The 21,826-nt window shown below is 68.1% G+C and carries 32 protein-coding genes; 25 read left to right on the forward strand and 7 right to left on the reverse strand.

All coding sequences use genetic code 11. The features are described from left to right. Window positions 1–51 precede the first annotated feature (51 nt). The 20 genes from rplN (at window position 52) to truA (ending at window position 12,096) form a co-directional block, all read left to right on the forward strand. Window positions 52–420 (forward strand): 50S ribosomal protein L14, encoded by a 369-nt coding sequence (gene rplN, locus ACWCPM_RS26555; protein ID WP_003992364.1) that lies wholly within the window; start codon window positions 52–54, stop codon window positions 418–420. A 2-nt stretch (window positions 421–422) separates the two neighbouring features. Beyond that, the gene (rplX, locus tag ACWCPM_RS26560; protein ID WP_450978771.1) at window positions 423–746 is read left to right on the forward strand and encodes a 50S ribosomal protein L24; all 324 of its coding nucleotides are present in this window, start codon (window positions 423–425) and stop codon (window positions 744–746) included. Next, window positions 743–1,300 (forward strand): 50S ribosomal protein L5, encoded by a 558-nt coding sequence (gene rplE, locus ACWCPM_RS26565; protein WP_450978791.1) that lies wholly within the window; start codon window positions 743–745, stop codon window positions 1,298–1,300. Before rplX ends, rplE begins: the two co-directional genes overlap by 4 nt. 5 nt (window positions 1,301–1,305) lie before the next feature. Beyond that, window positions 1,306–1,491 (forward strand): type Z 30S ribosomal protein S14, encoded by a 186-nt coding sequence (locus ACWCPM_RS26570; RefSeq protein ID WP_003948630.1) that lies wholly within the window; start codon window positions 1,306–1,308, stop codon window positions 1,489–1,491. Window positions 1,492–1,703: 212 nt separating this feature from the next. Next, window positions 1,704–2,102 carry a 30S ribosomal protein S8 gene (gene rpsH / locus ACWCPM_RS26575; protein WP_015658459.1) on the forward strand — a complete coding sequence of 133 codons (399 nt, stop codon included), beginning with the start codon at window positions 1,704–1,706 and terminating at the stop codon, window positions 2,100–2,102. A gap of 24 nt (window positions 2,103–2,126) precedes the next feature. Continuing rightward, entirely contained in the window at window positions 2,127–2,666 is a 540-nt protein-coding gene (gene rplF, locus ACWCPM_RS26580; protein ID WP_450978772.1) for a 50S ribosomal protein L6, read from the forward strand. Between the two features lie 3 nt (window positions 2,667–2,669). Beyond that, entirely contained in the window at window positions 2,670–3,053 is a 384-nt protein-coding gene (rplR, locus tag ACWCPM_RS26585) for a 50S ribosomal protein L18 (protein WP_401679765.1), read from the forward strand. Between the two features lie 36 nt (window positions 3,054–3,089). Further along, window positions 3,090–3,695 carry a 30S ribosomal protein S5 gene (gene rpsE, locus ACWCPM_RS26590; RefSeq protein WP_046704422.1) on the forward strand — a complete coding sequence of 202 codons (606 nt, stop codon included), beginning with the start codon at window positions 3,090–3,092 and terminating at the stop codon, window positions 3,693–3,695. Window positions 3,696–3,697: 2 nt separating this feature from the next. After that, on the forward strand, window positions 3,698–3,880 hold the full coding sequence (gene rpmD, locus ACWCPM_RS26595) for a 50S ribosomal protein L30 (RefSeq protein ID WP_006140898.1): 183 nt from the start codon (window positions 3,698–3,700) through the stop codon (window positions 3,878–3,880). Window positions 3,881–3,882: 2 nt separating this feature from the next. Beyond that, complete coding sequence (gene rplO, locus ACWCPM_RS26600; RefSeq protein ID WP_003974249.1) at window positions 3,883–4,338, forward strand: 50S ribosomal protein L15; 456 nt, start codon at window positions 3,883–3,885, stop codon at window positions 4,336–4,338. 243 nt (window positions 4,339–4,581) lie between these two features. After that, complete coding sequence (secY, locus tag ACWCPM_RS26605; RefSeq protein WP_450978773.1) at window positions 4,582–5,895, forward strand: preprotein translocase subunit SecY; 1,314 nt, start codon at window positions 4,582–4,584, stop codon at window positions 5,893–5,895. After that, window positions 5,895–6,557 (forward strand): adenylate kinase, encoded by a 663-nt coding sequence (locus ACWCPM_RS26610; protein WP_450978774.1) that lies wholly within the window; start codon window positions 5,895–5,897, stop codon window positions 6,555–6,557. The genes secY and ACWCPM_RS26610 overlap by 1 nt, the downstream gene beginning before the upstream one ends. A 134-nt stretch (window positions 6,558–6,691) precedes the next feature. Continuing rightward, a complete protein-coding gene (gene map / locus ACWCPM_RS26615; protein ID WP_450978775.1) occupies window positions 6,692–7,528 on the forward strand; it encodes a type I methionyl aminopeptidase in 837 nt (278 codons plus the stop codon). Window positions 7,529–7,848: 320 nt separating this feature from the next. Then, window positions 7,849–8,070 carry a translation initiation factor IF-1 gene (gene infA / locus ACWCPM_RS26620; RefSeq protein WP_003948620.1) on the forward strand — a complete coding sequence of 74 codons (222 nt, stop codon included), beginning with the start codon at window positions 7,849–7,851 and terminating at the stop codon, window positions 8,068–8,070. A gap of 64 nt (window positions 8,071–8,134) precedes the next feature. Further along, window positions 8,135–8,248 carry a 50S ribosomal protein L36 gene (gene rpmJ, locus ACWCPM_RS26625; protein WP_003974245.1) on the forward strand — a complete coding sequence of 38 codons (114 nt, stop codon included), beginning with the start codon at window positions 8,135–8,137 and terminating at the stop codon, window positions 8,246–8,248. A gap of 191 nt (window positions 8,249–8,439) precedes the next feature. Next, window positions 8,440–8,820, forward strand: a complete 381-nt coding sequence (gene rpsM / locus ACWCPM_RS26630; protein ID WP_365451851.1) for a 30S ribosomal protein S13 — start codon at window positions 8,440–8,442, stop codon at window positions 8,818–8,820. A 66-nt stretch (window positions 8,821–8,886) separates the two neighbouring features. Beyond that, a complete protein-coding gene (gene rpsK, locus ACWCPM_RS26635) occupies window positions 8,887–9,291 on the forward strand; it encodes a 30S ribosomal protein S11 (RefSeq protein WP_003956432.1) in 405 nt (134 codons plus the stop codon). 151 nt (window positions 9,292–9,442) lie between these two features. Further along, the gene (locus ACWCPM_RS26640) at window positions 9,443–10,465 is read left to right on the forward strand and encodes a DNA-directed RNA polymerase subunit alpha (protein WP_003966937.1); all 1,023 of its coding nucleotides are present in this window, start codon (window positions 9,443–9,445) and stop codon (window positions 10,463–10,465) included. A gap of 181 nt (window positions 10,466–10,646) precedes the next feature. Then, window positions 10,647–11,162 carry a 50S ribosomal protein L17 gene (rplQ, locus tag ACWCPM_RS26645; RefSeq protein ID WP_450978776.1) on the forward strand — a complete coding sequence of 172 codons (516 nt, stop codon included), beginning with the start codon at window positions 10,647–10,649 and terminating at the stop codon, window positions 11,160–11,162. A gap of 73 nt (window positions 11,163–11,235) precedes the next feature. Beyond that, a complete protein-coding gene (gene truA, locus ACWCPM_RS26650; protein ID WP_450978777.1) occupies window positions 11,236–12,096 on the forward strand; it encodes a tRNA pseudouridine(38-40) synthase TruA in 861 nt (286 codons plus the stop codon). A gap of 9 nt (window positions 12,097–12,105) precedes the next feature. Here the strand turns inward: truA and ACWCPM_RS26655 are convergent, their stop codons facing one another. Further along, a complete protein-coding gene (locus ACWCPM_RS26655; RefSeq protein ID WP_450978778.1) occupies window positions 12,106–12,987 on the reverse strand; it encodes a hypothetical protein in 882 nt (293 codons plus the stop codon). Between the two features lie 73 nt (window positions 12,988–13,060). Between ACWCPM_RS26655 and ACWCPM_RS26660 the strand changes: the two genes are divergently transcribed. From ACWCPM_RS26660 to glmM, 4 genes are all read left to right on the forward strand, one after another. After that, window positions 13,061–13,309: a hypothetical protein gene (locus tag ACWCPM_RS26660; protein WP_450978779.1), complete on the forward strand. Its 249-nt coding sequence runs from the start codon at window positions 13,061–13,063 to the stop codon at window positions 13,307–13,309. 275 nt (window positions 13,310–13,584) lie between these two features. Beyond that, window positions 13,585–14,028, forward strand: coding sequence for a 50S ribosomal protein L13 (rplM, locus tag ACWCPM_RS26665; protein WP_450978780.1), 444 nt, complete (start codon window positions 13,585–13,587; stop codon window positions 14,026–14,028). 42 nt (window positions 14,029–14,070) lie between these two features. Beyond that, window positions 14,071–14,583, forward strand: a complete 513-nt coding sequence (rpsI, locus tag ACWCPM_RS26670; RefSeq protein WP_401679793.1) for a 30S ribosomal protein S9 — start codon at window positions 14,071–14,073, stop codon at window positions 14,581–14,583. Window positions 14,584–14,791: 208 nt separating this feature from the next. Next, complete coding sequence (glmM, locus tag ACWCPM_RS26675) at window positions 14,792–16,150, forward strand: phosphoglucosamine mutase (RefSeq protein WP_450978781.1); 1,359 nt, start codon at window positions 14,792–14,794, stop codon at window positions 16,148–16,150. A 91-nt stretch (window positions 16,151–16,241) separates the two neighbouring features. On the opposite strand, the gene ACWCPM_RS26680 is transcribed toward glmM, so the two are convergent. From ACWCPM_RS26680 to ACWCPM_RS26705, 6 genes are all read right to left on the reverse strand, one after another. Continuing rightward, complete coding sequence (locus tag ACWCPM_RS26680) at window positions 16,242–17,180, reverse strand: DUF389 domain-containing protein (RefSeq protein ID WP_450978782.1); 939 nt, start codon at window positions 17,178–17,180, stop codon at window positions 16,242–16,244. A 16-nt stretch (window positions 17,181–17,196) separates the two neighbouring features. After that, complete coding sequence (coaA, locus tag ACWCPM_RS26685; RefSeq protein WP_450978783.1) at window positions 17,197–18,183, reverse strand: type I pantothenate kinase; 987 nt, start codon at window positions 18,181–18,183, stop codon at window positions 17,197–17,199. Between the two features lie 98 nt (window positions 18,184–18,281). Then, window positions 18,282–18,935: a hypothetical protein gene (locus ACWCPM_RS26690; RefSeq protein ID WP_450978784.1), complete on the reverse strand. Its 654-nt coding sequence runs from the start codon at window positions 18,933–18,935 to the stop codon at window positions 18,282–18,284. Further along, window positions 18,925–20,223 (reverse strand): hypothetical protein, encoded by a 1,299-nt coding sequence (locus ACWCPM_RS26695; RefSeq protein WP_450978785.1) that lies wholly within the window; start codon window positions 20,221–20,223, stop codon window positions 18,925–18,927. Before ACWCPM_RS26695 ends, ACWCPM_RS26690 begins: the two co-directional genes overlap by 11 nt. A gap of 25 nt (window positions 20,224–20,248) precedes the next feature. Beyond that, window positions 20,249–20,911 carry a hypothetical protein gene (locus ACWCPM_RS26700; protein WP_450978786.1) on the reverse strand — a complete coding sequence of 221 codons (663 nt, stop codon included), beginning with the start codon at window positions 20,909–20,911 and terminating at the stop codon, window positions 20,249–20,251. Window positions 20,912–21,108: 197 nt separating this feature from the next. After that, window positions 21,109–21,264, reverse strand: a complete 156-nt coding sequence (locus ACWCPM_RS26705; protein ID WP_450978787.1) for a hypothetical protein — start codon at window positions 21,262–21,264, stop codon at window positions 21,109–21,111. A 105-nt stretch (window positions 21,265–21,369) separates the two neighbouring features. Here ACWCPM_RS26705 and ACWCPM_RS26710 point away from each other — a divergent pair. Continuing rightward, on the forward strand, window positions 21,370–21,826 hold a 457-nt coding region (locus ACWCPM_RS26710), incomplete at its 3' end, for an IS607 family transposase (RefSeq protein ID WP_450978788.1).

Below are 21,826 nucleotides of genomic sequence, written 5' to 3' on the forward strand. Positions count from 1 at the left end.
GTGCGGCTTCCGCACCCGCCCCGGGAACCGGCAGACAACCAGGAGATAGACGTGATCCAGCAGGAGTCGCGACTGCGTGTCGCCGACAACACTGGTGCGAAGGAAATCCTTTGCATCCGTGTGCTCGGTGGCTCCGGTCGCCGCTACGCGGGCATCGGTGACGTCATCGTCGCCACCGTCAAGGACGCGATCCCCGGCGGCAACGTGAAGAAGGGTGACGTCATCAAGGCGGTCATCGTTCGCACCGTCAAGGAGCGCCGTCGTCCGGACGGCTCGTACATCCGCTTCGACGAGAACGCCGCCGTCATTCTCAAGAACGACGGTGACCCTCGCGGCACCCGCATCTTCGGCCCGGTCGGGCGTGAGCTGCGCGAGAAGAAGTTCATGAAGATCATCTCGCTGGCTCCGGAGGTGCTGTAAGCATGAAGATCAAGAAGGGCGACCTGGTCCAGGTCATCACCGGTAAGGACAAGGGCAAGCAGGGCAAGGTCATCGCGGCCTACCCCCGCGAGGACCGTGTCCTGGTCGAGGGTGTCAACCGGGTCAAGAAGCACACCAAGGCCGGTCCCACGGCCGGCGGTTCGCAGGCCGGCGGCATCATCACCACCGAAGCCCCCGTTCACGTGAGCAACGTTCAGCTCGTCGTGGAGAAGGACGGCAACAAGGTCGTGACCCGCGTCGGTTACCGCTTCGACGACGAGGGCAACAAGATCCGCGTTGCCAAGCGGACGGGTGAGGACATCTGATGGCTACCACCACTCCGCGTCTGAAGACGAAGTACCGCGAGGAGATCGCGGGCAAGCTGCGTGAGGAGTTCTCCTACGAGAACGTCATGCAGATCCCCGGCCTCGTCAAGATCGTGGTCAACATGGGTGTCGGCGACGCCGCCCGTGACTCGAAGCTCATGGACGGTGCCGTCCGTGACCTGACCACCATCACCGGTCAGAAGCCGGCCGTCACCAAGGCCCGCAAGTCCATCGCGCAGTTCAAGCTGCGTGAGGGACAGCCGATCGGTGCCCACGTCACGCTCCGTGGCGACCGCATGTGGGAGTTCCTGGACCGCACCCTGTCGCTCGCGCTGCCGCGCATCCGCGACTTCCGCGGCCTGTCCCCCAAGCAGTTCGACGGCCGTGGCAACTACACCTTCGGTCTCACGGAGCAGGTCATGTTCCACGAGATCGACCAGGACAAGATCGACCGCGTCCGGGGTATGGACATCACCGTGGTCACCACGGCGACCAACGACGCTGAGGGCCGCGCGCTCCTTCGTCACCTCGGCTTCCCGTTCAAGGAGGCGTGAGCGAGATGGCGAAGAAGGCTCTGATCGCTAAGGCTGCTCGCAAGCCCAAGTTCGGTGTGCGTGGCTACACCCGCTGCCAGCGCTGCGGCCGTCCGCACTCCGTGTACCGCAAGTTCGGCCTGTGCCGCGTGTGCCTTCGTGAGATGGCTCACCGTGGCGAGCTGCCGGGCGTGACCAAGAGCTCCTGGTAATTCCGGTAATTCGGGATTCCCAAGGCTCTCGGTAAGCATCTGGGTCGGCAGAGCGTCCACTTCACATGCCGTAGGCTTGTGGGGTTGGGCGCCTGCCGCGCCCGTACGACTTACTACGCCGTAGGTCCACCGCGCCGCACCCGTCCCGTCTCGGATCGGGGAGAGGGATGGCGCACCAGGAAACCCCGGCGAGAGAGGCCGAAGGCCAATTCATGACCATGACTGATCCGATCGCAGACATGCTTACGCGTCTGCGGAACGCGAACTCGGCGTACCACGACACCGTGGCGATGCCGCACTCGAAGATCAAGTCGCACATCGCGGAGATCCTCCAGCAGGAGGGCTTCATCACGGGCTGGAAGGTCGAGGACGCCGAGGTCGGCAAGAACCTCGTCCTGGAGCTGAAGTTCGGCCCCAACCGTGAGCGCTCCATCGCGGGCATCAAGCGGATCTCCAAGCCCGGTCTCCGGGTGTACGCGAAGTCCACCAACCTGCCGAAGGTGCTCGGCGGTCTCGGCGTGGCGATCATCTCCACGTCGCACGGACTCCTCACCGACAAGCAGGCCGGCAAGAAGGGCGTAGGCGGAGAAGTTCTCGCCTACGTCTGGTAACGGAAGGGAACGGAGGAAACAGCTATGTCGCGCATCGGCAAGCTCCCCATCGCGGTTCCCGCCGGCGTGGACGTCACCATCGACGGCCGTACGGTCAAGGTCAAGGGCCCCAAGGGCGAGTTGACCCACACCGTCGTGGCACCGATCGAGATCGTCAAGGGTGAGGACGGCGTTCTGAACGTCACCCGCCCGAACGACGAGCGTCAGAACAAGGCCCTCCACGGCCTGTCCCGCACGCTGGTGGCGAACATGATCACCGGCGTGACCCTGGGTTACGTGAAGAAGCTCGAGATCAGTGGTGTCGGTTACCGCGTGACCGCCAAGGGCTCGAACCTCGAGTTCGCGCTCGGCTACAGCCACCCGATCCTGGTCGAGGCCCCCGAGGGCATCTCCTTCAAGGTGGAGAACCCGACCCGTTTCTCGGTCGAGGGCATCGACAAGCAGAAGGTCGGCGAGGTTGCGGCCAACATCCGCAAGCTGCGCAAGCCCGACCCGTACAAGGCCAAGGGCGTCAAGTACGAGGGCGAAGTCATCCGCCGCAAGGTCGGAAAGGCGGGTAAGTAAGCCATGGCATACGGACAGAAGATCCTCAAGGGCGACGCCTACAAGCGCGCCGCGATCAAGCGCCGTCACATCCGGATCCGCAAGCGGATCGCCGGTACGGCGGAGCGTCCCCGTCTGGTCGTTACCCGCTCCAACCGCCACATCGTGGCCCAGGTGATCGACGACATCAAGGGTCACACCCTGGCGTCGGCGTCCACCCTGGACACCTCGGTGCGCGGTGGCGAGGGCGACAAGTCCACGCAGGCCAAGCAGGTCGGGGCCCTGGTCGCCGAGCGCGCCAAGGCCGCGGGCGTCGAGGCCGTCGTGTTCGACCGTGGTGGCAACCAGTACGCCGGGCGCATTGCCGCCCTGGCGGACGCCGCCCGCGAAGCCGGACTCAAGTTCTGAGCCGCTCGTAGCTAGCGGAAAGAGAGAGGTAATCCAATGGCTGGACCCCAGCGCCGCGGTGGCGGTGCCGGTGGCGGCGAGCGGCGGGACCGTAAGGGTCGTGACGGTGGCGCAGCCGCCGCCGAGAAGACCGCTTACGTTGAGCGTGTCGTCGCGATCAACCGTGTCGCCAAGGTTGTGAAGGGTGGTCGTCGCTTCAGCTTCACCGCGCTGGTCGTGGTGGGCGACGGTGACGGCACCGTGGGTGTCGGTTACGGCAAGGCCAAGGAGGTGCCGGCCGCCATCGCCAAGGGTGTTGAGGAGGCCAAGAAGCACTTCTTCAAGGTCCCCCGTATCCAGGGCACCATCCCGCACCCGATCACGGGCGAGAAGGCAGCGGGCGTCGTCCTGCTCAAGCCTGCCTCCCCCGGTACCGGCGTCATCGCCGGTGGCCCGGTGCGTGCCGTGCTCGAGTGCGCCGGCGTGCACGACATCCTGTCGAAGTCGCTCGGCTCGTCGAACGCGATCAACATCGTGCACGCGACCGTGGAGGCCCTGAAGGGTCTGCAGCGTCCCGAGGAGATCGCGGCCCGCCGCGGTCTGCCCCTCGAGGACGTCGCTCCCGCGGCGCTTCTCCGCGCACGTGCAGGGGCGGGTGCGTAATCATGGCGCAGCTCAAGATTACGCAGGTCAAGTCCTACATCGGCAGCAAGCAGAACCACCGTGACACCCTGCGTTCCCTTGGCCTCAAGGGCATCAACACGCAGGTCGTCAAGGAGGACCGCCCCGAGTTCCGCGGCATGGTGCACACCGTCCGCCACCTCGTGTCGGTCGAGGAGGTCGACTGATCATGGCGGAGAACAACCCGCTCAAGATCCACAACCTCCGTCCCGCCCCGGGCGCCAAGACCGCCAAGACCCGTGTGGGTCGTGGTGAGGCGTCGAAGGGTAAGACGGCCGGTCGTGGTACCAAGGGTACGAAGGCTCGTTACCAGGTTCCGGAGCGCTTCGAGGGTGGCCAGATGCCCCTCCACATGCGTCTTCCGAAGCTGAAGGGCTTCAAGAACCCGTTCAAGACCGAGTTCCAGGTCGTGAACCTCGACAAGCTGGCCGCGCTCTACCCCGAGGGTGGCGAGGTCACCGTCGAGGGTCTGGTGGCCAAGGGTGCCGTTCGCAAGAACAGCCTCGTCAAGGTCCTCGGCCAGGGCGAGATCTCCGTGGCGCTGCAGGTGACGGTCGACGCCGTCTCCGGCTCCGCCAAGGAGAAGATCACCGCCGCCGGCGGTACCGTCACCGAGCTCGTCTGAACGCAACAGGCGACTCGATGACTTGAGCGATCCCGACCGGGGATACCCCACAAATGGGGTATCCCCGGTTGGTCGTTCCAAGGGTGGCAGTCCCGCGGGTAAGGTGGCCTGCACTGCCAACTTTCACAGCTGTCGCACCTCGGGCACTTTGACGGGCAGTTGACCGTTATCCCTGTCGTTGTTCTATTGGAACCTCAAGACCGTCACCCTTGCCGCAGACGCGCGGGGGTCGCAGGAGGCACCGTGCTCACCGCGTTCGCCCGGGCGTTCAAGACGCCCGACCTGCGCAAGAAGCTGCTCTTCACGCTCGGCATCATCGTGGTGTACCGACTCGGTACCCACGTCCCGATTCCGGGCGTCGACTACCAGAACGTCCAGACCTGTATCGACGTAGCCAAGGGCAACCAGGGTCTGTTCGGTCTGGTCAACATGTTCAGCGGCGGCGCTCTGCTGCAGATCACGATCTTCGCGCTCGGCATCATGCCGTACATCACCGCGAGCATCATCCTGCAACTCCTGACGGTGGTGATCCCCCGCCTCGAAGCCCTCAAGAAGGAGGGCCAGACGGGTACGGCGAAGATCACGCAGTACACCCGCTACCTGACCGTCGCGCTCGCCGTCCTCCAGGGCACCGGCCTCGTCGCCACCGCCCGCAGCGGTGCCCTCTTCCAGGGTTGCCCGGTCGCCGGCCAGATCGTCCCCGACCAGTCGATCTTCGTCACCGTCACCATGGTGATCGTCATGACCGCCGGTACGGCCGTCGTGATGTGGCTCGGCGAGCTCATCACCGACCGTGGCATCGGCAACGGCATGTCGATCCTGATGTTCATCTCGATCGCCGCCACCTTCCCGGGCGCCCTGTGGGCCATCAAGCAGCAGGGCACGCTGGCCGACGGCTGGATCGAGTTCGGCACCGTGGTCGCCGTGGGCCTGGTCATGATCGGCCTGGTGGTCTTCGTCGAGCAGGCTCAGCGCCGTATCCCGGTCCAGTACGCGAAGCGCATGATCGGCCGCCGTTCCTACGGCGGCACGTCGACCTACATCCCGCTGAAGGTCAACCAGGCGGGCATCATCCCCGTGATCTTCGCCTCGTCGCTGCTGTACATCCCCGCGCTGATCGCGCAGTTCTCCGGTGGGAACGCCGGCTGGAAGACCTGGATCGAGCAGAACCTCGCGCTGCCGGACTCCCCGCTGCACATCACCCTCTACTTCTTCCTGATCATCTTCTTCGCCTTCTTCTACGTGGCCATCACGTTCAACCCTGAAGAAGTCGCCGACAACATGAAGAAGTATGGTGGCTTCATCCCGGGCATCCGGGCTGGCCGACCGACGGCTGAGTATCTGAGCTACGTACTCAACCGGATCACCTGGCCGGGTTCGCTGTATCTGGGTCTGATCGCTCTCGTCCCGACGATGGCGTTGGTTGGTTTCGATGCAGACCAGAACTTCCCGTTCGGCGGCACCAGCATCCTGATCATCGTGGGTGTCGGCCTCGAGACGGTGAAGCAGATCGAGAGCCAGCTCCAGCAGCGCAATTACGAAGGGTTCCTCCGCTGATGCGAATCGTCCTCGTCGGGCCGCCGGGTGCCGGTAAGGGAACGCAGGCCACTCGCCTTGCCGAGAAGCTGTCGATCCCGCACATCTCCACGGGCGATCTGTTCCGGGCCAACATCAGTCGGCAGACGGAGCTCGGCAAGCTGGCGAAGTCCTACATGGACGCCGGCAACCTGGTGCCGGACGAGGTCACCATCGCCATGGCGAAGGACCGCATGGAACAGCCGGACGCCGAGAACGGCTTCCTGCTGGACGGTTTCCCGCGCAACGTCTCGCAGGCCGAGGCGCTCGACGAGCTGCTCCAGAGCGAGGGCATCACCCTGGACGCGGTGCTCGACCTGGAGGCGCCCGAGGCGGAGGTCGTCAAGCGGATCGCCGGGCGGCGCATCTGCCGCAAGGACTCCGCTCACGTCTTCCACGTGACGTACAGCGCGCCGAAGAAGGAGGGCGTCTGCGACGTCTGCGGCGGCGAGCTGTACCAGCGGGACGACGACACCGAGGAGACCGTGCGCAAGCGGCTGGAGGTCTACCACACGCAGACCGAGCCGATCATCGACTACTACAAGGCGCAGGGGCTGGTCGTGACCATCTCCGCGATGGGCGCGGTCGACGAGGTCACGGGTCGCGCGCTGGAGGCGCTCAAGCGCGAGGACGACGGTCAGTAGTCGTTCGTCGTACGTGGTCGGCGGCCGCGGTCCCCACTGAGGGGCCGCGGCCGCTGCGTTGGGTGGGCGGCACCGGCCGCCCCGTATCGTGGAAGCAGTCCGTCCCCTCCCGGTCCAGAAAGGCCGTCGTCCTCATGGTGCAGATCAAGAGTCCCGAGCAGATCGCCAAGATGCGTGAGGCCGGGTTGGTCGTCGCCGCCATTCACGCGGCCACGCGTGCGGCGGCGGTGCCCGGGGCCAGCACCAAGGATCTGGACGAGGTCGCGCGCAAGGTGCTCGCGGAGCACGGCGCCAAGTCGAACTTCCTGGGGTACGGCGGCTTCCCCGCGACCATCTGCACCTCGGTGAACGAGGTCGTGGTGCACGGCATCCCGTCCGGGGACGTCGTCCTCAAGGACGGCGACATCATCTCCGTCGACTGCGGCGCGGTCGTCGACGGCTGGCACGGCGACGCGGCGTACACGGTCTTCGTGGGCTCCGGTCACGCCCCGGAGCTGATCGAGCTGTCCCGGGTGACCGAGGAGTCGATGTGGGCCGGCATCGCGGCCATGAAGCAGGGCAACCGGCTCGTCGACGTCTCCCGGGCCATCGAGACCTACATCCGCCGCCAGCCGAAGCCCGGCGGCGGTCGCTACGGGATCATCGAGGACTACGGCGGCCACGGCATCGGCACCGAGATGCACATGGACCCGCACCTGCTGAACTACGTCGACAGGCGGCGGGGCAAGGGCGCGAAGCTGGTGCCCGGCTTCTGCCTGGCCATCGAGCCGATGGTGTCGCTGGGCACTCCGAGGACCGAGGTCCTCAAGGACGACTGGACGGTCATCACGACCGACGGCACCTGGTCCTCCCACTGGGAGCACTCCGTCGCCCTGACCGAACAGGGCCCCCTGGTCCTGACGGCCCCCGACGGCGGCCGGGCCAAGCTCGCGGAGTACGGGATCACGGCGGCGCCGGATCCGTCGGCCTGACGGTGGCCCCGTCCACGACCGCCGCGGCCGGAGGCCGGCGCAGCCGGGCGATGCCAGTGAGGCGCCCCTGGCGCCGAGCCCGCGAGGGCGGCGTCGAGGACGGGCCGGCGGCCGGGCCGAGCTCGCGGAGCACGGGATCACGGCGGCGCCGGATCCGGTCGCTTAATGACCATGGGCTTGGGGCAGACTGCCTCGATTCGTCTTTCCGGGTGCACTGACGTAGACTGACTCGTCGGCTCCTGTGCACCCGCATGCCTGCATGCGCCCTTAAGGGAAAAGTCCAGGGGTCGATCAAGGTAGTCGATTCCGAAGGGCAAAGCGTGGCCAAGAAGCAAGGTGCCATCGAGATCGAGGGCACCGTCGTCGAGTCTCTGCCGAACGCCATGTTCAAGGTCGAGCTCCAGAACGGCCACCAGGTCCTGGCACACATCAGCGGCAAGATGCGCATGCACTACATCCGCATCCTCCCTGACGACCGGGTCGTGGTGGAGCTTTCCCCGTACGACCTCACGCGTGGCCGGATCGTCTACCGGTACAAGTAGATCTTGCCTTCGCCCCGCGTTCCGACGCGGGGCCGTCGGCAACTGACCCGGAGAACCTCACCCCATGAAGGTCAAGCCGAGCGTCAAGAAGATCTGCGACAAGTGCAGGGTGATCCGCCGTCACGGCCGGGTCATGGTCATCTGCGACAACCCGCGCCACAAGCAGCGCCAGGGCTGACCGCAGGACCTCTCCCTCTGCACCGCTTTCGCAGAGATTCGCGCGACGCGAGCAACATGTTCATACGCAGGGCCCGAGCCGCGCGTCGGCTCGACACCCCCGGTCGGAGGCCGGGGACCCAGTTCGTACCTGATACGGCGGCTGGGAACCGGTCCTGTGGAAGACCTCCGAAGATCACCAGGAGCCATTGCATGGCACGCGTTTCCGGTGTCGACATCCCGCGCGAAAAGCGCGTGGAGGTCGCCCTCACCTACGTGTTCGGCATCGGCCGGACCCTCTCGCAGGCGACGCTGGCCGCCACGGGCATCGACCCGAACACCCGCGTCCGCGACCTGAGCGAAGAGCAGCTCGTCGCGATCCGCGAGTACGTCGACAACAACATCAAGACCGAGGGTGACCTCCGTCGCGAGATCCAGGCCGACATCCGCCGCAAGGTCGAGATCGGCTGCTACCAGGGTCTGCGTCACCGCCGCGGTCTGCCCGTCCGCGGTCAGCGCACCAGCACGAACGCCCGTACCCGCAAGGGCCCGCGTCGCGCCATCGCCGGCAAGAAGAAGCCGGGCAAGAAGTAGTCCACAGCGGACTCGCCGTCCAGCGGTCTTCGCTGTAGGACCGACCACCTCCCGTAGGAGTTATAGATGCCCCCCAAGGGTCGTCAGGGCGCTGCCAAGAAGGTGCGCCGCAAGGAAAAGAAGAACGTCGCTCACGGCCACGCGCACATCAAGAGCACGTTCAACAACACGATCGTCTCGATCACGGACCCCTCGGGCAACGTGATCTCCTGGGCCTCCGCCGGCCACGTCGGCTTCAAGGGCTCCCGCAAGTCCACGCCGTTCGCCGCGCAGATGGCCGCCGAGTCGGCTGCCCGCCGCGCCCAGGAGCACGGCATGCGCAAGGTCGACGTGTTCGTCAAGGGCCCGGGTTCCGGTCGTGAGACCGCCATCCGTTCGCTCCAGGCGACCGGTCTCGAGGTCGGCTCCATCCAGGACGTCACCCCGACCCCGCACAACGGCTGCCGTCCCCCCAAGCGCCGCCGCGTCTGATCTTCGACGCGGGCCGCTTGGTCCGAGGTTCTCGGGCGGTACGACTCCTCGGGGTCGTACCGCCCGTACCCTTGTAAGGAATCACCGTCGGGCTACCGCCCGATGGCTCAGGGCGTCAAATAGCGGGCGCCCCTGACAGAAGGAACGCAACATGCTGATCGCTCAGCGTCCCTCGTTGACCGAAGAGGTCGTCGACGAATTCCGCTCCCGGTTCGTGATCGAGCCGCTGGAGCCGGGCTTCGGCTACACCCTCGGCAACTCCCTCCGCCGGACCCTCCTGTCCTCGATCCCGGGTGCGGCGGTCACGTCCATCCGTATCGACGGCGTGCTGCACGAGTTCACCACCGTGCCGGGCGTCAAGGAGGACGTCACCGACCTGATCCTCAACATCAAGCAGCTGGTCGTCTCCTCGGAGCACGACGAGCCGGTCGTGATGTACCTGCGCAAGCAGGGCCCGGGTCTGGTCACCGCCGCCGACATCGCGCCCCCGGCCGGTGTCGAGGTGCACAACCCCGACCTGGTCCTCGCCACGCTGAACGGCAAGGGCAAGCTGGAGATGGAGCTGACCGTCGAGCGCGGTCGCGGCTACGTCTCCGCCGTGCAGAACAAGCAGGTCGGCCAGGAGATCGGGCGCATCCCGGTCGACTCGATCTACTCGCCGGTTCTCAAGGTCACGTACAAGGTCGAGGCCACGCGTGTCGAGCAGCGGACCGACTTCGACAAGCTGATCGTCGACGTCGAGACCAAGCAGGCCATGCGGCCGCGTGACGCCATGGCGTCGGCCGGCAAGACCCTGGTCGAGCTGTTCGGTCTCGCCCGCGAGCTGAACATCGACGCCGAGGGCATCGACATGGGCCCGTCCCCGACGGACGCCGCCCTGGCCGCCGATCTGGCGCTGCCTATCGAGGAGCTGGAGCTCACCGTTCGGTCGTACAACTGCCTCAAGCGCGAGGGCATCCACTCCGTGGGTGAGCTCGTGGCGCGTTCCGAGGCCGACCTGCTCGACATCCGTAACTTCGGTGCGAAGTCGATCGACGAGGTCAAGGCGAAGCTGGCCGGCATGGGCCTGGCCCTCAAGGACAGCCCGCCCGGATTCGACCCGACCGCCGCGGCGGACGCCTTCGGCGCGGACGACGACGCGGACGCCGGGTTCGTCGAGACCGAGCAGTACTAGCAGCTCGGGCCAGACGGTCCGTTTTCGGGTGCGGGTGCGCTGTGCTTGATCGCGCAGTTCCCCGCGCCCCTTCCGGAAGCGCTCCTCCGGAGCTGCTTCCGGATCTCCGAAGGGCAACCGCCCGCTCGGATACTGACCCCGGTACCTGATACGGCCGGGGCAGAGACACAGGAGATAAAAAATGCCGAAGCCCACCAAGGGTGCCCGCATGGGCGGCAGTGCCGCGCACGAGAAGCTGCTCCTCGCGAACCTCGCGAAGGCGCTCTTCGAGCACGGCCGTATCACCACCACCGAGGCGAAGGCGCGCAAGCTGCGTCCCTACGCCGAGCGTCTGGTCACCAAGGCGAAGAAGGGCGACCTTCACAACCGCCGTCAGGTGCTCCAGGTGATCACGGACAAGAGCATCGTCCACACGCTCTTCACCGAGATCGGCCCGCGCTACGAGAACCGTCCGGGTGGCTACACCCGTATCACCAAGATCGGTAACCGTCGTGGCGACAACGCGCCCATGGCCGTCATCGAGCTGGTCGAGGCCCTGACGGTCGCGCAGCAGGCCACTGGTGAGGCCGAGGCCGCCACCAAGCGTGCGGTCAAGGAAGACGCCCTCAAGAAGGACGAGGCCGCTGAGGCCACGTCCGACGAGGCCGTCGAGGCTCCCGCCGAGGAGTCCAAGGACGAGGAGTCCAAGGACGCCTGAGGCAGCCGCCTTGCGTGAAGCGGGTCCGTCCTTCGGGGCGGGCCCGCTTTTTTGTGGGTGAGAGGATCCAGGGGTGAGTGACGAAGTACAGCCCGACCATGTGCGTATCCGCCTCGACCTGTCCTACGACGGGTCCGAGTTCTCCGGCTGGGCCAAGCAGGCGGGCGGCCGGCGGACCGTGCAGGGCGAGATCGAGGACGCGCTGCGGACCGTGACGCGGTCGCGGCACACGACGTACGAGCTGACCGTGGCCGGGCGGACCGACGCCGGGGTGCACGCACGGGGACAGGTGGCGCACGTCGATCTGCCCCGGGACGTGTGGGCGGAGCAGAAGGAGAAGCTGCTCAAGCGGCTCGCCGGGCGGCTGCCGAAGGACGTGCGGGTATGGGCACTGCGGGAGGCCCCGGCCGGCTTCGACGCCCGCTTCTCGGCCATCTGGCGCCGCTACGCCTACCGCGTCACCGACAACCCCGGGGGCGTCGATCCGCTGCTGCGGGGCCATGTCCTGTGGCACGACTGGCCGCTCGACGTCGACGCGATGAACGAGGCGGCCCGGGCGCTGCTGGGGGAGCACGACTTCGCGGCCTACTGCAAGAAGCGGGAGGGCGCCACGACCATCCGCACGCTGCAGGAACTGAGCCTGGTGCGCGGTGACGACGGGATCGTCACCGCGACCGTGCGGGCCGACGCCTTCTGCCACAACATGGTGCGCTCCCTGATAGGCGCGCTGCTGTTCGTGGGGGACGGGCACCGCCCGGCGGACTGGCCGGGGAAGGTGCTCGCCGCCGGCGTACGGGACTCGGCGGTGCATGTCGTACGGCCGCACGGGCTGACGCTGGAGGAGGTCGGCTACCCGGCGGACGACCAGCTGGCCGCGCGCAGCAAGGAGGCGCGCAACAAGCGGTCGTTGCCGGGCACGGCGGGGTGCTGCTGAAGCGGTGCCCTACTCGTTCGCCGCCGCCGAGGCCTGTGCCTCGCCCCGCCTGCGGATCTGGCGGAAGGAGAACTCGGCCAGGTCGTCGCCGGTGGAGAAGACCGCGGTGTCCTTGGGGGTCACGTCGTTGCCGTTCGTGAACCCGGCGATGGTGAAGTAGGCGTAGCGGCCGTAGGAGTTGGTCGTGGAGCGGCAGACCGCGGCGTTGCAGAAGGCCTTGACGCCTCCGCCGGACAGCGACTTCACGATGCTCTTGCTGTCGGCCTGCTCCTTGGCCTCGGCTGCCTGGGCCTCGGTGTCGAAGACGGCCACGCCCACCGTCACGGCCATGCCGTCCTTGGTGTAGGTGACGCGCAGCAGCCGGGTGCAGTCGTTGGCCTTGAGCACCTTGGGAAGGCTGCCTCCGGCGGCCGTGGCGCAGTTCTTGGTGTCGGCCGTCGGCCCCTTCTTGTAGACCGTCTCGCCCATGGTCAGCTGGGTGCCGGGGAAGAGACCGGCCGCGCTGAGCGGAGCGGTGTCCTTGGCCTTGCTGGAGATGAAGTCCTTCGGGTCCAGCGGCGGAGGCGCGCTGGTCGGCGCGAAGGACGGCGCCGGGGCGCCGGACTCGCTGGGGATGTCGGCGGTCGGGGGCAACTGGGAGGTCGGGCTGTTAGACGCCTCACTGTTGCCGTTGGCGGAGACGACGGCCACCGCGACGGCGGCTCCCACCGCGACGGTCGCGAGCGCGCCGCCGCCTATCAGCAGCAGCCGGCGGCGCTTGTGGCGCGACTCGGACGCCTCGGCGAGTGCCGCCCAGTCCGGCGTCTGGTCGCTGCCGCCGTTCCAGGGCTGCTGCGATTGCGGTTTCCAGGGATCCCACTGGGACTGGGGTCCCCCCTGCCCATAGCTCATGAGCCGCAGTTTAGACGGGCCGAGGGTGTGCTGGTCCGTCCCAACGAGCCCTGGAAGCCCTAGCGTTCGCTGCATGCGCACGGGCAAATACGGCATCTCCGGGTGGTTGGTACGAAGGGTCGCGGGCGGCCTGTGGGGGTTTCTCGTCGAGATGGCGGTGGGTCTGGTGCTTTCGGGGACCCGCGTGCCGGGACCGTCGTACGACCTTCTGCTGCTGGTCGTGCCGCGTTGCTGCGTGCCCCGGGTGCGCCGGCGGGCGCGGCGGGCGCTCACCTTCTGTGCGGCGGCCGTGACGGTGCGGTGCGGGCGGGCGCGGCCCTGAAAGAAGTGCGGGTGGCGGGGCCTTAAAATGGGGATGAGAACTGGATGCCGTGGTCGTGGCGCACCCGTTTTGACCGGGTGGACGCACCACAGGTATCCTGCTTCTTCGTTGTGTATTGGCTTGCTCATTCTCACGGGACGGGCCCTTACACCGGTCCACCGGGCCGATGACCAGCGACCAGCACGCGGTTTGCGTCACCGCAGTGCGGTCAGGGCTGTCGTGATCGTTTCGGTGACCTGTTCAGGACCATTCACTCGAAGCGAAGGCTACGAACCGTGCGTACGTACAGCCCCAAGCCCGGCGATGTGACGCGCCAGTGGCACGTCATCGACGCTCAGGACGTCGTCCTGGGTCGTCTCGCCACCACCGCCGCGTCCCTTCTGCGGGGCAAGCACAAGCCGATCTACGCGCCCCACGTCGACACCGGTGACTTCGTCGTCATCATCAACGCCGACAAGGTGCACCTCTCCGGCAACAAGCGGACCCAGAAGATGGCGTACCGCCACTCGGGTTACCCGGGTGGTCTGCGCTCCGTCCGTTACGACGAGCTGCTCGACAAGAACCCCGAGAAAGCCATCGAGAAGGCCGTCAAGGGCATGCTTCCCAAGAACACCCTGGGCCGTCAGATGCTCTCCAAGCTGAAGGTCTACCGCGGCGAGAACCACCCCCACGGTGCTCAGCAGCCGGTTCCGTTCGAGATCACCCAGGTCGCGCAGTAAGTCCGGCCACCCCCTAAGACTGAAGAGAATCTGAGGAGAATCGTGGCCGAGACCACTGCCGAGCAGCCGCTCGAAGAGCTTGACATCGACAGCTACACCACGGAGTCCGAGGTCCCCGTCGAGGGTGAGTACACCTCGGAGTCCATGGCCTCCCGCTTCGGCGACCCGCAGCCGGCCGCCGGCCTGGGCCGTCGCAAGAACGCCATCGCCCGCGTCCGGATCGTTCCGGGCTCCGGCAAGTGGAAGATCAACGGTCGCACCCTCGAGGACTACTTCCCGAACAAGGTGCACCAGCAGGAAGTAAACGAGCCCTTCAAGGTGCTCGAGCTCGAGGGACGTTACGACGTCATCGCCCGTATCGCCGGTGGCGGCGTCTCCGGCCAGGCCGGTGCGCTCCGTCTCGGTGTCGCCCGTGCGCTGAACGAGGCCGACGTCGACAACAACCGCGGCGCGCTGAAGAAGGCGGGCTTCCTGCGCCGCGACGACCGTGCGGTCGAGCGCAAGAAGGCCGGTCTGAAGAAGGCCCGCAAGGCTCCGCAGTACAGCAAGCGCTAAACCGCGGGCTGTACTCCGAACGCCCCGGCGGCACGCCACTGTGCCGCCGGGGCGTTCGTGTATCAACTGGCACAGGCGTATAACGGCACAAGACGCTCAAAGTCTTGTGTGATGGGATGGTCAGGCATCGTATGCCTGGGAATCCGGGGCCGCGAGTACGGGCCGCACCCGCGGGGCTACCGGGACTGACGTTTCCTCAGGAGGACAAGTGGGACGACTCTTCGGTACGGACGGCGTGCGCGGTGTCGCCAACGCGGATCTGACGGCCGAGATGGCGCTCGGTCTGTCCGTCGCGGCGGCCCACGTGCTGGCCGAGGCGGGCACCTTCGCCGGCCACCGGCCGACAGCGGTGGTCGGGCGGGACCCGCGCGCTTCCGGAGAGTTCCTGGAGGCCGCGGTGGTCGCCGGCCTCGCCAGCGCAGGCGTGGACGTCCTGCGGGTCGGCGTGCTGCCGACGCCGGCGGTGGCGTATCTCACGGGGGAGCTGGGGGCCGACCTGGGCGTCATGCTCTCCGCCAGCCACAACGCCATGCCGGACAACGGCGTCAAGTTCTTCGCGCGCGGTGGGCACAAGCTGGCGGACGACCTCGAGGACCGGATCGAGACCGTCTACGAGGAGCACCGGCGCGGTGAGCCCTGGGAGCGGCCGACCGGGGCCGGCGTCGGACGGGTGCGCGACTACGAGGAGGGGTTCGAGCAGTACGTCGGCCACCTCGTCGCCGCGCTGCCGAACCGGCTGGACGGACTGAAGATCGTCCTGGACGAGGCGCACGGGGCTGCGGCACGGGTGTCGCCGGAGGCCTTCACTCGGGCAGGCGCCGAGATCGTCACCATCGGGGCCGCACCGGACGGACTGAACATCAACGACGGGTGCGGGTCGACGCACCTGGGACAGCTGAAGGCCGCGGTGCTGGAGCACGGGGCCGCCTTCGGTGTCGCGCACGACGGTGACGCGGACCGGTGCCTCGCCGTGGACCACACCGGTGAGGAGGTGGACGGCGACCAGATCCTGGCCGTGCTCGCGCTGGCGATGCGGGAGCGTTCCGCCCTGCGCTCCGGCACCGTTGTCGCGACCGTGATGTCGAATCTGGGCTTCAAGCTGGCCATGGAGCGCGAGGGCATCCAGCTGGTGCAGACCGCGGTCGGCGACCGGTACGTCCTGGAGGAGATGAAGGAGCACGACTACGCCCTCGGTGGTGAGCAGTCCGGGCACGTGATCATCCTCGACCACGCGACGACCGGGGACGGCACGCTCACCGGGCTGCTGCTCGCGGCGCGGGTCGCGCAGAGCGGGCGGTCCCTGCGGGAGCTGGCCGGCGTGATGGAGCGGCTGCCGCAGGTGCTGATCAATGTGCCGGACGTCGACAGGTCGCGGGTGAGCACGTCCGCCGACCTGGCGGCGGCTGTCGGTGAGGCCGAGCGCGAGCTGGGTGCCACCGGGCGGGTGCTGCTGCGGCCGTCCGGGACGGAGCCGTTGGTGCGCGTGATGGTCGAGGCGGCCGACATCGACCAGGCGCGGTCCGTGGCGGGGCGGCTGGCCGACGCGGTGAAGTCGGCGCTGGGGTAGTGCCGGTTGCATGATGTCGGGTCGGGGGTGGGGGGCTCTGTCGTGCCGGGCCGCGGGTTGTCCGTGGTCGGTCGCGCAGTTCCCCGCGCCCCTAGGGGGCGTTCACCTGGCGGCGTCGTACGGACCAGAACCACTTCTGGGCCAGCAGCGTGAGGGTGCCGGCGAGAAGGATGCCGAGTAGGTTGAGCAGGAGCTGCTCGATGGAGCCGACGGTCTGCTCGGTGTCGCCGTAGCTGAGGGCCACCGCCGCGTTCGCCGCCGCCGGGACGGTCGTGACGGAGATGGCCACGCCCACCAGCGCGCCTGACTTCGACGAGGTCAGCGAAAGGGTGCCGGCGGCGCCCGCCAGCACCGCCACCACGAAGGAGAACCAGTCGGGGGCGTAGACGAACCCGGTCTGCGGCCGCTCGCCCTCCAACTGCTCCTCGGTGAACAGGCCGACGGCGTCCATGAAGTGGCTGAAGCCCACCGTCACCGCCATCGCCAGGGCGAAGCCCACCAGCAGCGCGATCAGGGAGCGCAGCGCGAGCCGGGGCCGGCGTTGCACGACCGCGGTCGAGACGCCGGCCAGGGGGCCGAACTCCGGGCCCACCGCCATCGCGCCCACGATCAGGATCGCGTTGTCGAGGACGACACCGCAGGCCGCGATCATCGTGGCGAGCGTGAGGAACGCGAGGTAGGTGACGGAGAGGGTCGACTCCTCGTGCGTCGCGTCGGTCAGGTGTTCCCACAGCACGGCGTCCGCGGCCTCGCCCGGGGCGTCCTTCTCGGCCCGCGTGGCCCGCTTCGACAGCGACAGGTCGATGTTCTCGACCGCGATCGAGCCGGTGTCCTCGAGGCCCAGTTGCTGCAGCTCGCTGAGGAGTTCGTCGCCGGCCTCCCGGGCGACGTCGCAAGTCACCACGTCCCCCGCGGGGTTGCGGGCGGCGCCCGTCAGCACGCACAGATGAGTGGTGCCGACGGTCTGCTCGATCACGCGGATCACGTCGTCGGTCCTGTCGGACGGTGTGATCACCCGGAGATGCAGCATGGCGGCAGCGTAACGGTCAGAGCTTGCGCAGGCTCAGGCGTCGCACCTTGTGGTCCGGGCCCTTGCGCAGGATCAGGGTGGCGCGGCCGCGGGTGGGGGCGATGTTCTCCACCAGATTGGGCTTGTTGATGGTGCGCCAGAGGGCGCGGGCGTAGGCGAGGGCCTCTTCCTCGGAGACCTGGGTGTATTTGCGGAAGTACGAGTCCGACTTCTGGAAGGCCGTGTGGCGGAGCTTCCTGAAGCGGTCGAGGTACCAGCTCTCGATGTCCTCGGCGCCGGCGTCGACGTAGACGCTGAAGTCGAAGTAGTCGGCGAGGCCGACGCGGGTGCGGCCGTCCTTGCCGGGGAGGGCGGGCTGCAGGACGTTCAGGCCCTCGACGATGAGGATGTCGGGGCGGCGGACGACGAGCCGTTCGCCGGGGACGATGTCGTAGATGAGGTGGGAGTAGACGGGCGCGGTGACCTCGTCCTTGCCTGCCTTGATGTCGGCGACGAAGCGGGTCAGGGCGCGGCGGTCGTACGACTCGGGGAAGCCCTTGCGCGACATCAGGCCGCGGGCTTGCAGTTCCTCGGTGGGGAGCAGGAATCCGTCGGTGGTGACCAGCTCGACGCGCGGGTGCTCGGGCCAGCGGGAGAGCAGCGCCTGGAGCAGGCGTGCGACCGTGGACTTGCCGACGGCCACCGAGCCGGCGACCCCTATGACGAAGGGGGTGCCGGACTGGGAGCCCTGCTCGCCGAGGAAGGTGTTGAGCGCGCCTCTGAGGCCGTCGGTGGCGCGGACGTAGAGGTTGAGGAGACGGGAGAGCGGGAGGTAGATGTCCCGTACCTCGTCGAGGTCGATGACGTCGCCGAGGCCGCGCAGCTTCTCGACTTCCTCCGCCGACAGGGGCAGCGGAGTCTTGTCGCGCAGCGCGCTCCACTCGGCGCGGGTGAGGTCGACGTAGGGAGTCGCCTCCGGCCGGTGCCGGTGGGCGCTCCGCGTCAGGGAGACCGGAGAGATCACGGTCCATTGTTACGGGAGTGTGGACGAAGGGGGGCGTGGGATGCGTCACGCGGGGGATTGCCGGGGGTCGGTCCGACGCCGAGCGGTGTGGGCGTTCGTCAGTCCGTGTCCGGGACCGACTGCAGTGTGCCGTCGTCGACGACCAGTTCGTGGTAGCCGAAGAGCTCACCGAGTTCGTGGTACCGCAGGTACCGCGACTCCGTGATCGGGACCAGGTGCGCCTTGAGGACTCGCAGGAGAAGGCGGAACCCCAGGTCGGGGTCGACCTGGACGACCACCTGTTCCAGAGCGCCCACCACCTCGACGCCGCCGCCCCGGACGGCGTCCACCACGGCCGGCGCGGCCTCGCGGATCTCGCGCAGGACCGCCTCCCTCAGAGGTCCGTCCGCCGGTGGCTCCGGCGGTGCGGGAGTGAAGGCGGGCTCGTCCAGGCGCACCCGTGCCGCGCAGACGCGGACGATCTCGTCGAGCCAGGCACGCCCGTTCACAGGCACCGTGTCCGGGGCGTACGGCAGTCCGGTCGCCGCACACCACAACCGGTCGATCAGCGGTGTGGGCACAGGGGATTCCAGCAGCCGCAGGGCGTCCCGCAGGAGCGTGGGCGCGTAGACCCCGTCCCCCCAGTTCGCCGCCTCGGTGACCAGTTCCCCGGGCGTGACCTCACCGGCCCAGGGGGCGGCGAACCACTTGGTGAGACCGCTGAGCCCGAAGTCGATCCAGATTTCCCGTCGTTCCGTCGTCCTACTGGACAAGGTGCTCGATCTCCTCGACGTGGTGTTCGCCGTATCCGAACCGTTCACCGATGGCCCGGTACCGCTCGTACTGCTCCGGCGTCAGCGGCACGGACAGGACGATCAGGAGGCGGACGAACAGCCGGAATCCGAGGTCGGGGTCGACCTGGCGGACCACATCCTCCAGCGCGGCCATGGCCTGCGTGGCCGGGACCGGCTGCCAGTGGGGGCTGATGGCCTTCCCCGCCGTCGCGGGCGCCGCTTCCCGGAGTTCCCGCAGCACCGCGGCGGTCGAGTCCGTCGGCGCCGCCGGCGGTACGGCGGGGGTGTGGGAGGGAGCCGCCGTCCTCAGCCGCTCCCGGCACCCCTCCTCGACGAGCCGCAGCCATTCGCGCCCGTCGATGCGCGAGTTCCCGTCCGTGACGGCGACCCACAGTGCCGTGATCGTGTCGTCCGGCAGGGGGGAGTGCAGCAGGCGCAGCGCGTCCTCCAGGAGGAGGGCCGCCGCCGAGCCCGGGGACTGCCCGGGCTCGTCGACGTCGGCCACACGACGGATCTCTCTCCGGGCGCTGTCGGCACGCCAGTCCTGGTGGGCGTTGCCGGCGAGTCGGGAGAGGCCGAAGTCCCAGTCCGTGTCCCGGCGCTGGGTGTCGATGGGCGGCCAGTCCACGTCGAGGCCGTCGCGGACGACCCCGACCGGGTACCCGAGCCGCTCGCCGAGGCCGAGGAACATGTCGTACCGCTCCTTCGAGACCCGTACGGAGTTGGCCTTCAGGGCCCGCAGGAAGAGGCGGAATCCCAGGTCGGCGTCGGTCTGCCCGGCCACCCGCAGCAGGCCCGGAACAAGGTCCGGCTGTCCGGCGGCGCCGGTCAGTCCGACGGCGAGAGCCCGGATCTCCGCCACGACCGCGCGGCACAGTTCCTCGTCCCGCACGGGACGGACCGGCGGCGGGACGTAGGAACTCCTGTTCCGCCGCAGGCGGTCGGTGGCCACGTCCGCGACCGCGCGCAGCCAGGCGCGGATGTCCATACCGTGGCCGGCCGGATCGAAGATCCGGCCGACCGCGGCCAGCCACACCGTGTGGAGGACATGCTCCGGCAACAGGCCGTCCAGCAGCCGACGGGCGTCCTCCTCCAACTCCACGGCTTCCTCGCCGTCGGACTCCTCCGCCGACCGGGCCGCGACCGCGAGCGCGGCCGGGAGGTCGACGGCGGGGCTGTCCGGGGCGCACAGCCGCTCTGTCAGAGCGGTGAGCCCGAAGTCGCCGGAGTAGCCCAGTTCGACGTACGTCGGATGTCGCTGTGGCATGGATCGTGTCCTCCGGCCGTCGTTGTCAGCCCAGGTTCAGGCCGTGGTCCACCAGCGTCCTGGAGTGCCCCAGGCGTTCACCGAGGGCGAGGAACGAGGCATGACGAGCCTCGTCGACCGCCACGAAGGACGCCTTCAACGCACGCAGGAGGAGCCGGAAACCGAGGTCCGCGCAGGACAGCCGGACGACCTGCTCCAGCGCCGGCACGAGGCCGTACAGCGGGATCGGATAGGTCCGGTTCTCGGTGGCGTTCGTCAGGGCACCGGCGATCGAATAGACCGCCTGTACGACGTCGGAGCGCAGTCCCTCGTCGGTCACCGCGGCGGGCGGAGGAGCAACGAAGGCGGCGTCGCGGCGGCGCTCGGCCGACAGCCAGGCCTCCTCGACCCTGAGCAGCCAGGTGCGGGGGCTGATGCCGTCCCTGGCCGGATCGAAGACGTTGTCCGTGGCCCCGAGCCACACAGTGCGAAGCGTCCCGTCCGGGACGGACGTGTCGAGCAGACACCTCACGTCCCGTCCGAGGTGCGAAGCCGCCACGGGATCCAGTTCGCTCACGGACCGCACCGCGATGCGCATCATGGCCTCGACCGGGCCGTACCGGGCGAGGCAGTCGAGCTCCGCCGGGGGAAGGTCCTCCGGGTCGTCGCACTGCGCGGCCAGCCATGTCAGCCCGACATCGTCTGCCATGTCAGCCCTCCAGATGCTGGCCCGCACCTTCCCCGCCGACCCGGACGCCCACGCCCTGCGGTCCCTTCCGCACCCACTTCTTTCCGAGAGAGCTTCCCATGTCCCGGATGTCCTGGCGGGGGTCTTCAGGTCCCGGGTCGGATGCGTCAGGAGGGTGGTTTCGGAGGAACCTGGACAGCGAATGTCGGTCGCGTGCCCTACTTGTCGCACGACTCCGGGTCCGTTGTTCCATCACGCGGGATGAGGTGCTCCACCACGTCCTCGACATGGCGGCCACCGAAGCCGAACCGCTCACCGAAGGACTTGTAGCGGACGACCTGTTCGTCGGTGAGCTGAACGGAAAGGACGTTCACCGTACGGAGAAGCAGCCGGAATCCGAGGTCGGGGTTTTCAACTGCTGGTCATCAAAGTCGGGAAAGTGAGCGTAACCCTGTTTGAGTGAGTGTCGTTGTCAGGGTGTGAATCTGACGGAATGGGCGAAGACGCAGGGCGTGCATCCGCAGACCGCGTATCGCTGGTTCCGTGAGGGGACGCTGCCGGTGCCGGCTCAGCGGGTCGGTCCGCGCACGATCCTGGTGAACGTCGAGTCGAACGCCGCGCCGGAAGCGGTCGGAGGGCTGGGTCTGTATGCCCGTGTCTGGTCGCATGACCAGAAAGCTGACCTGGAGCGGCAGGTTGCCCGCTTGTCCGCGTGGGCGGCGACGGCCGGTCACCGGGTCGTGCGGGTGGAGTCCGAGATCGCCTCGGGCATGAACGGTGCGCGCACGAAGGCGCGTCGTCTGCTGGCCGATCCGAACGTGACCTGCGTGGTGGTGGAGCGCAAGGACCGGTTGGGCCTGATGAACGTGGAGCTGGTCGAGGCCGCCCTGTCCGCGACGGGCCGTCGTCTGATCGTCCTCGATGAGGGCGAAGTCG

This window comes from Streptomyces sp. NPDC002309, from assembly GCF_053593375.1.

What these genes read in the sequence shown, in the direction of transcription:
- map (WP_450978775.1), top strand. Translation starts at nt 6,692, where the DNA reads ATGGTGCAGATCAAGAGTCCCGAGCAGATCGCCAAGATGCGTGAGGCC.
- ACWCPM_RS26695 (WP_450978785.1), bottom strand. Translation starts at nt 20,223, where the DNA reads ATGCCACAGCGACATCCGACGTACGTCGAACTGGGCTACTCCGGCGAC.
- rplF (WP_450978772.1), top strand. Translation starts at nt 2,127, where the DNA reads ATGTCGCGCATCGGCAAGCTCCCCATCGCGGTTCCCGCCGGCGTGGAC.
- rplO (WP_003974249.1), top strand. Translation starts at nt 3,883, where the DNA reads ATGGCGGAGAACAACCCGCTCAAGATCCACAACCTCCGTCCCGCCCCG.
- ACWCPM_RS26700 (WP_450978786.1), bottom strand. Translation starts at nt 20,911, where the DNA reads ATGGCAGACGATGTCGGGCTGACATGGCTGGCCGCGCAGTGCGACGAC.
- ACWCPM_RS26610 (WP_450978774.1), top strand. Translation starts at nt 5,895, where the DNA reads ATGCGAATCGTCCTCGTCGGGCCGCCGGGTGCCGGTAAGGGAACGCAG.
- ACWCPM_RS26660 (WP_450978779.1), top strand. Translation starts at nt 13,061, where the DNA reads ATGCGCACGGGCAAATACGGCATCTCCGGGTGGTTGGTACGAAGGGTC.
- rpsH (WP_015658459.1), top strand. Translation starts at nt 1,704, where the DNA reads ATGACCATGACTGATCCGATCGCAGACATGCTTACGCGTCTGCGGAAC.
- ACWCPM_RS26570 (WP_003948630.1), top strand. Translation starts at nt 1,306, where the DNA reads ATGGCGAAGAAGGCTCTGATCGCTAAGGCTGCTCGCAAGCCCAAGTTC.
- ACWCPM_RS26655 (WP_450978778.1), bottom strand. Translation starts at nt 12,987, where the DNA reads ATGAGCTATGGGCAGGGGGGACCCCAGTCCCAGTGGGATCCCTGGAAA.
- rplQ (WP_450978776.1), top strand. Translation starts at nt 10,647, where the DNA reads ATGCCGAAGCCCACCAAGGGTGCCCGCATGGGCGGCAGTGCCGCGCAC.
- rpmD (WP_006140898.1), top strand. Translation starts at nt 3,698, where the DNA reads ATGGCGCAGCTCAAGATTACGCAGGTCAAGTCCTACATCGGCAGCAAG.
- ACWCPM_RS26640 (WP_003966937.1), top strand. Translation starts at nt 9,443, where the DNA reads ATGCTGATCGCTCAGCGTCCCTCGTTGACCGAAGAGGTCGTCGACGAA.
- rpsE (WP_046704422.1), top strand. Translation starts at nt 3,090, where the DNA reads ATGGCTGGACCCCAGCGCCGCGGTGGCGGTGCCGGTGGCGGCGAGCGG.
- rpmJ (WP_003974245.1), top strand. Translation starts at nt 8,135, where the DNA reads ATGAAGGTCAAGCCGAGCGTCAAGAAGATCTGCGACAAGTGCAGGGTG.
- rplX (WP_450978771.1), top strand. Translation starts at nt 423, where the DNA reads ATGAAGATCAAGAAGGGCGACCTGGTCCAGGTCATCACCGGTAAGGAC.
- rpsK (WP_003956432.1), top strand. Translation starts at nt 8,887, where the DNA reads ATGCCCCCCAAGGGTCGTCAGGGCGCTGCCAAGAAGGTGCGCCGCAAG.
- ACWCPM_RS26680 (WP_450978782.1), bottom strand. Translation starts at nt 17,180, where the DNA reads ATGCTGCATCTCCGGGTGATCACACCGTCCGACAGGACCGACGACGTG.
- rpsM (WP_365451851.1), top strand. Translation starts at nt 8,440, where the DNA reads ATGGCACGCGTTTCCGGTGTCGACATCCCGCGCGAAAAGCGCGTGGAG.
- rplR (WP_401679765.1), top strand. Translation starts at nt 2,670, where the DNA reads ATGGCATACGGACAGAAGATCCTCAAGGGCGACGCCTACAAGCGCGCC.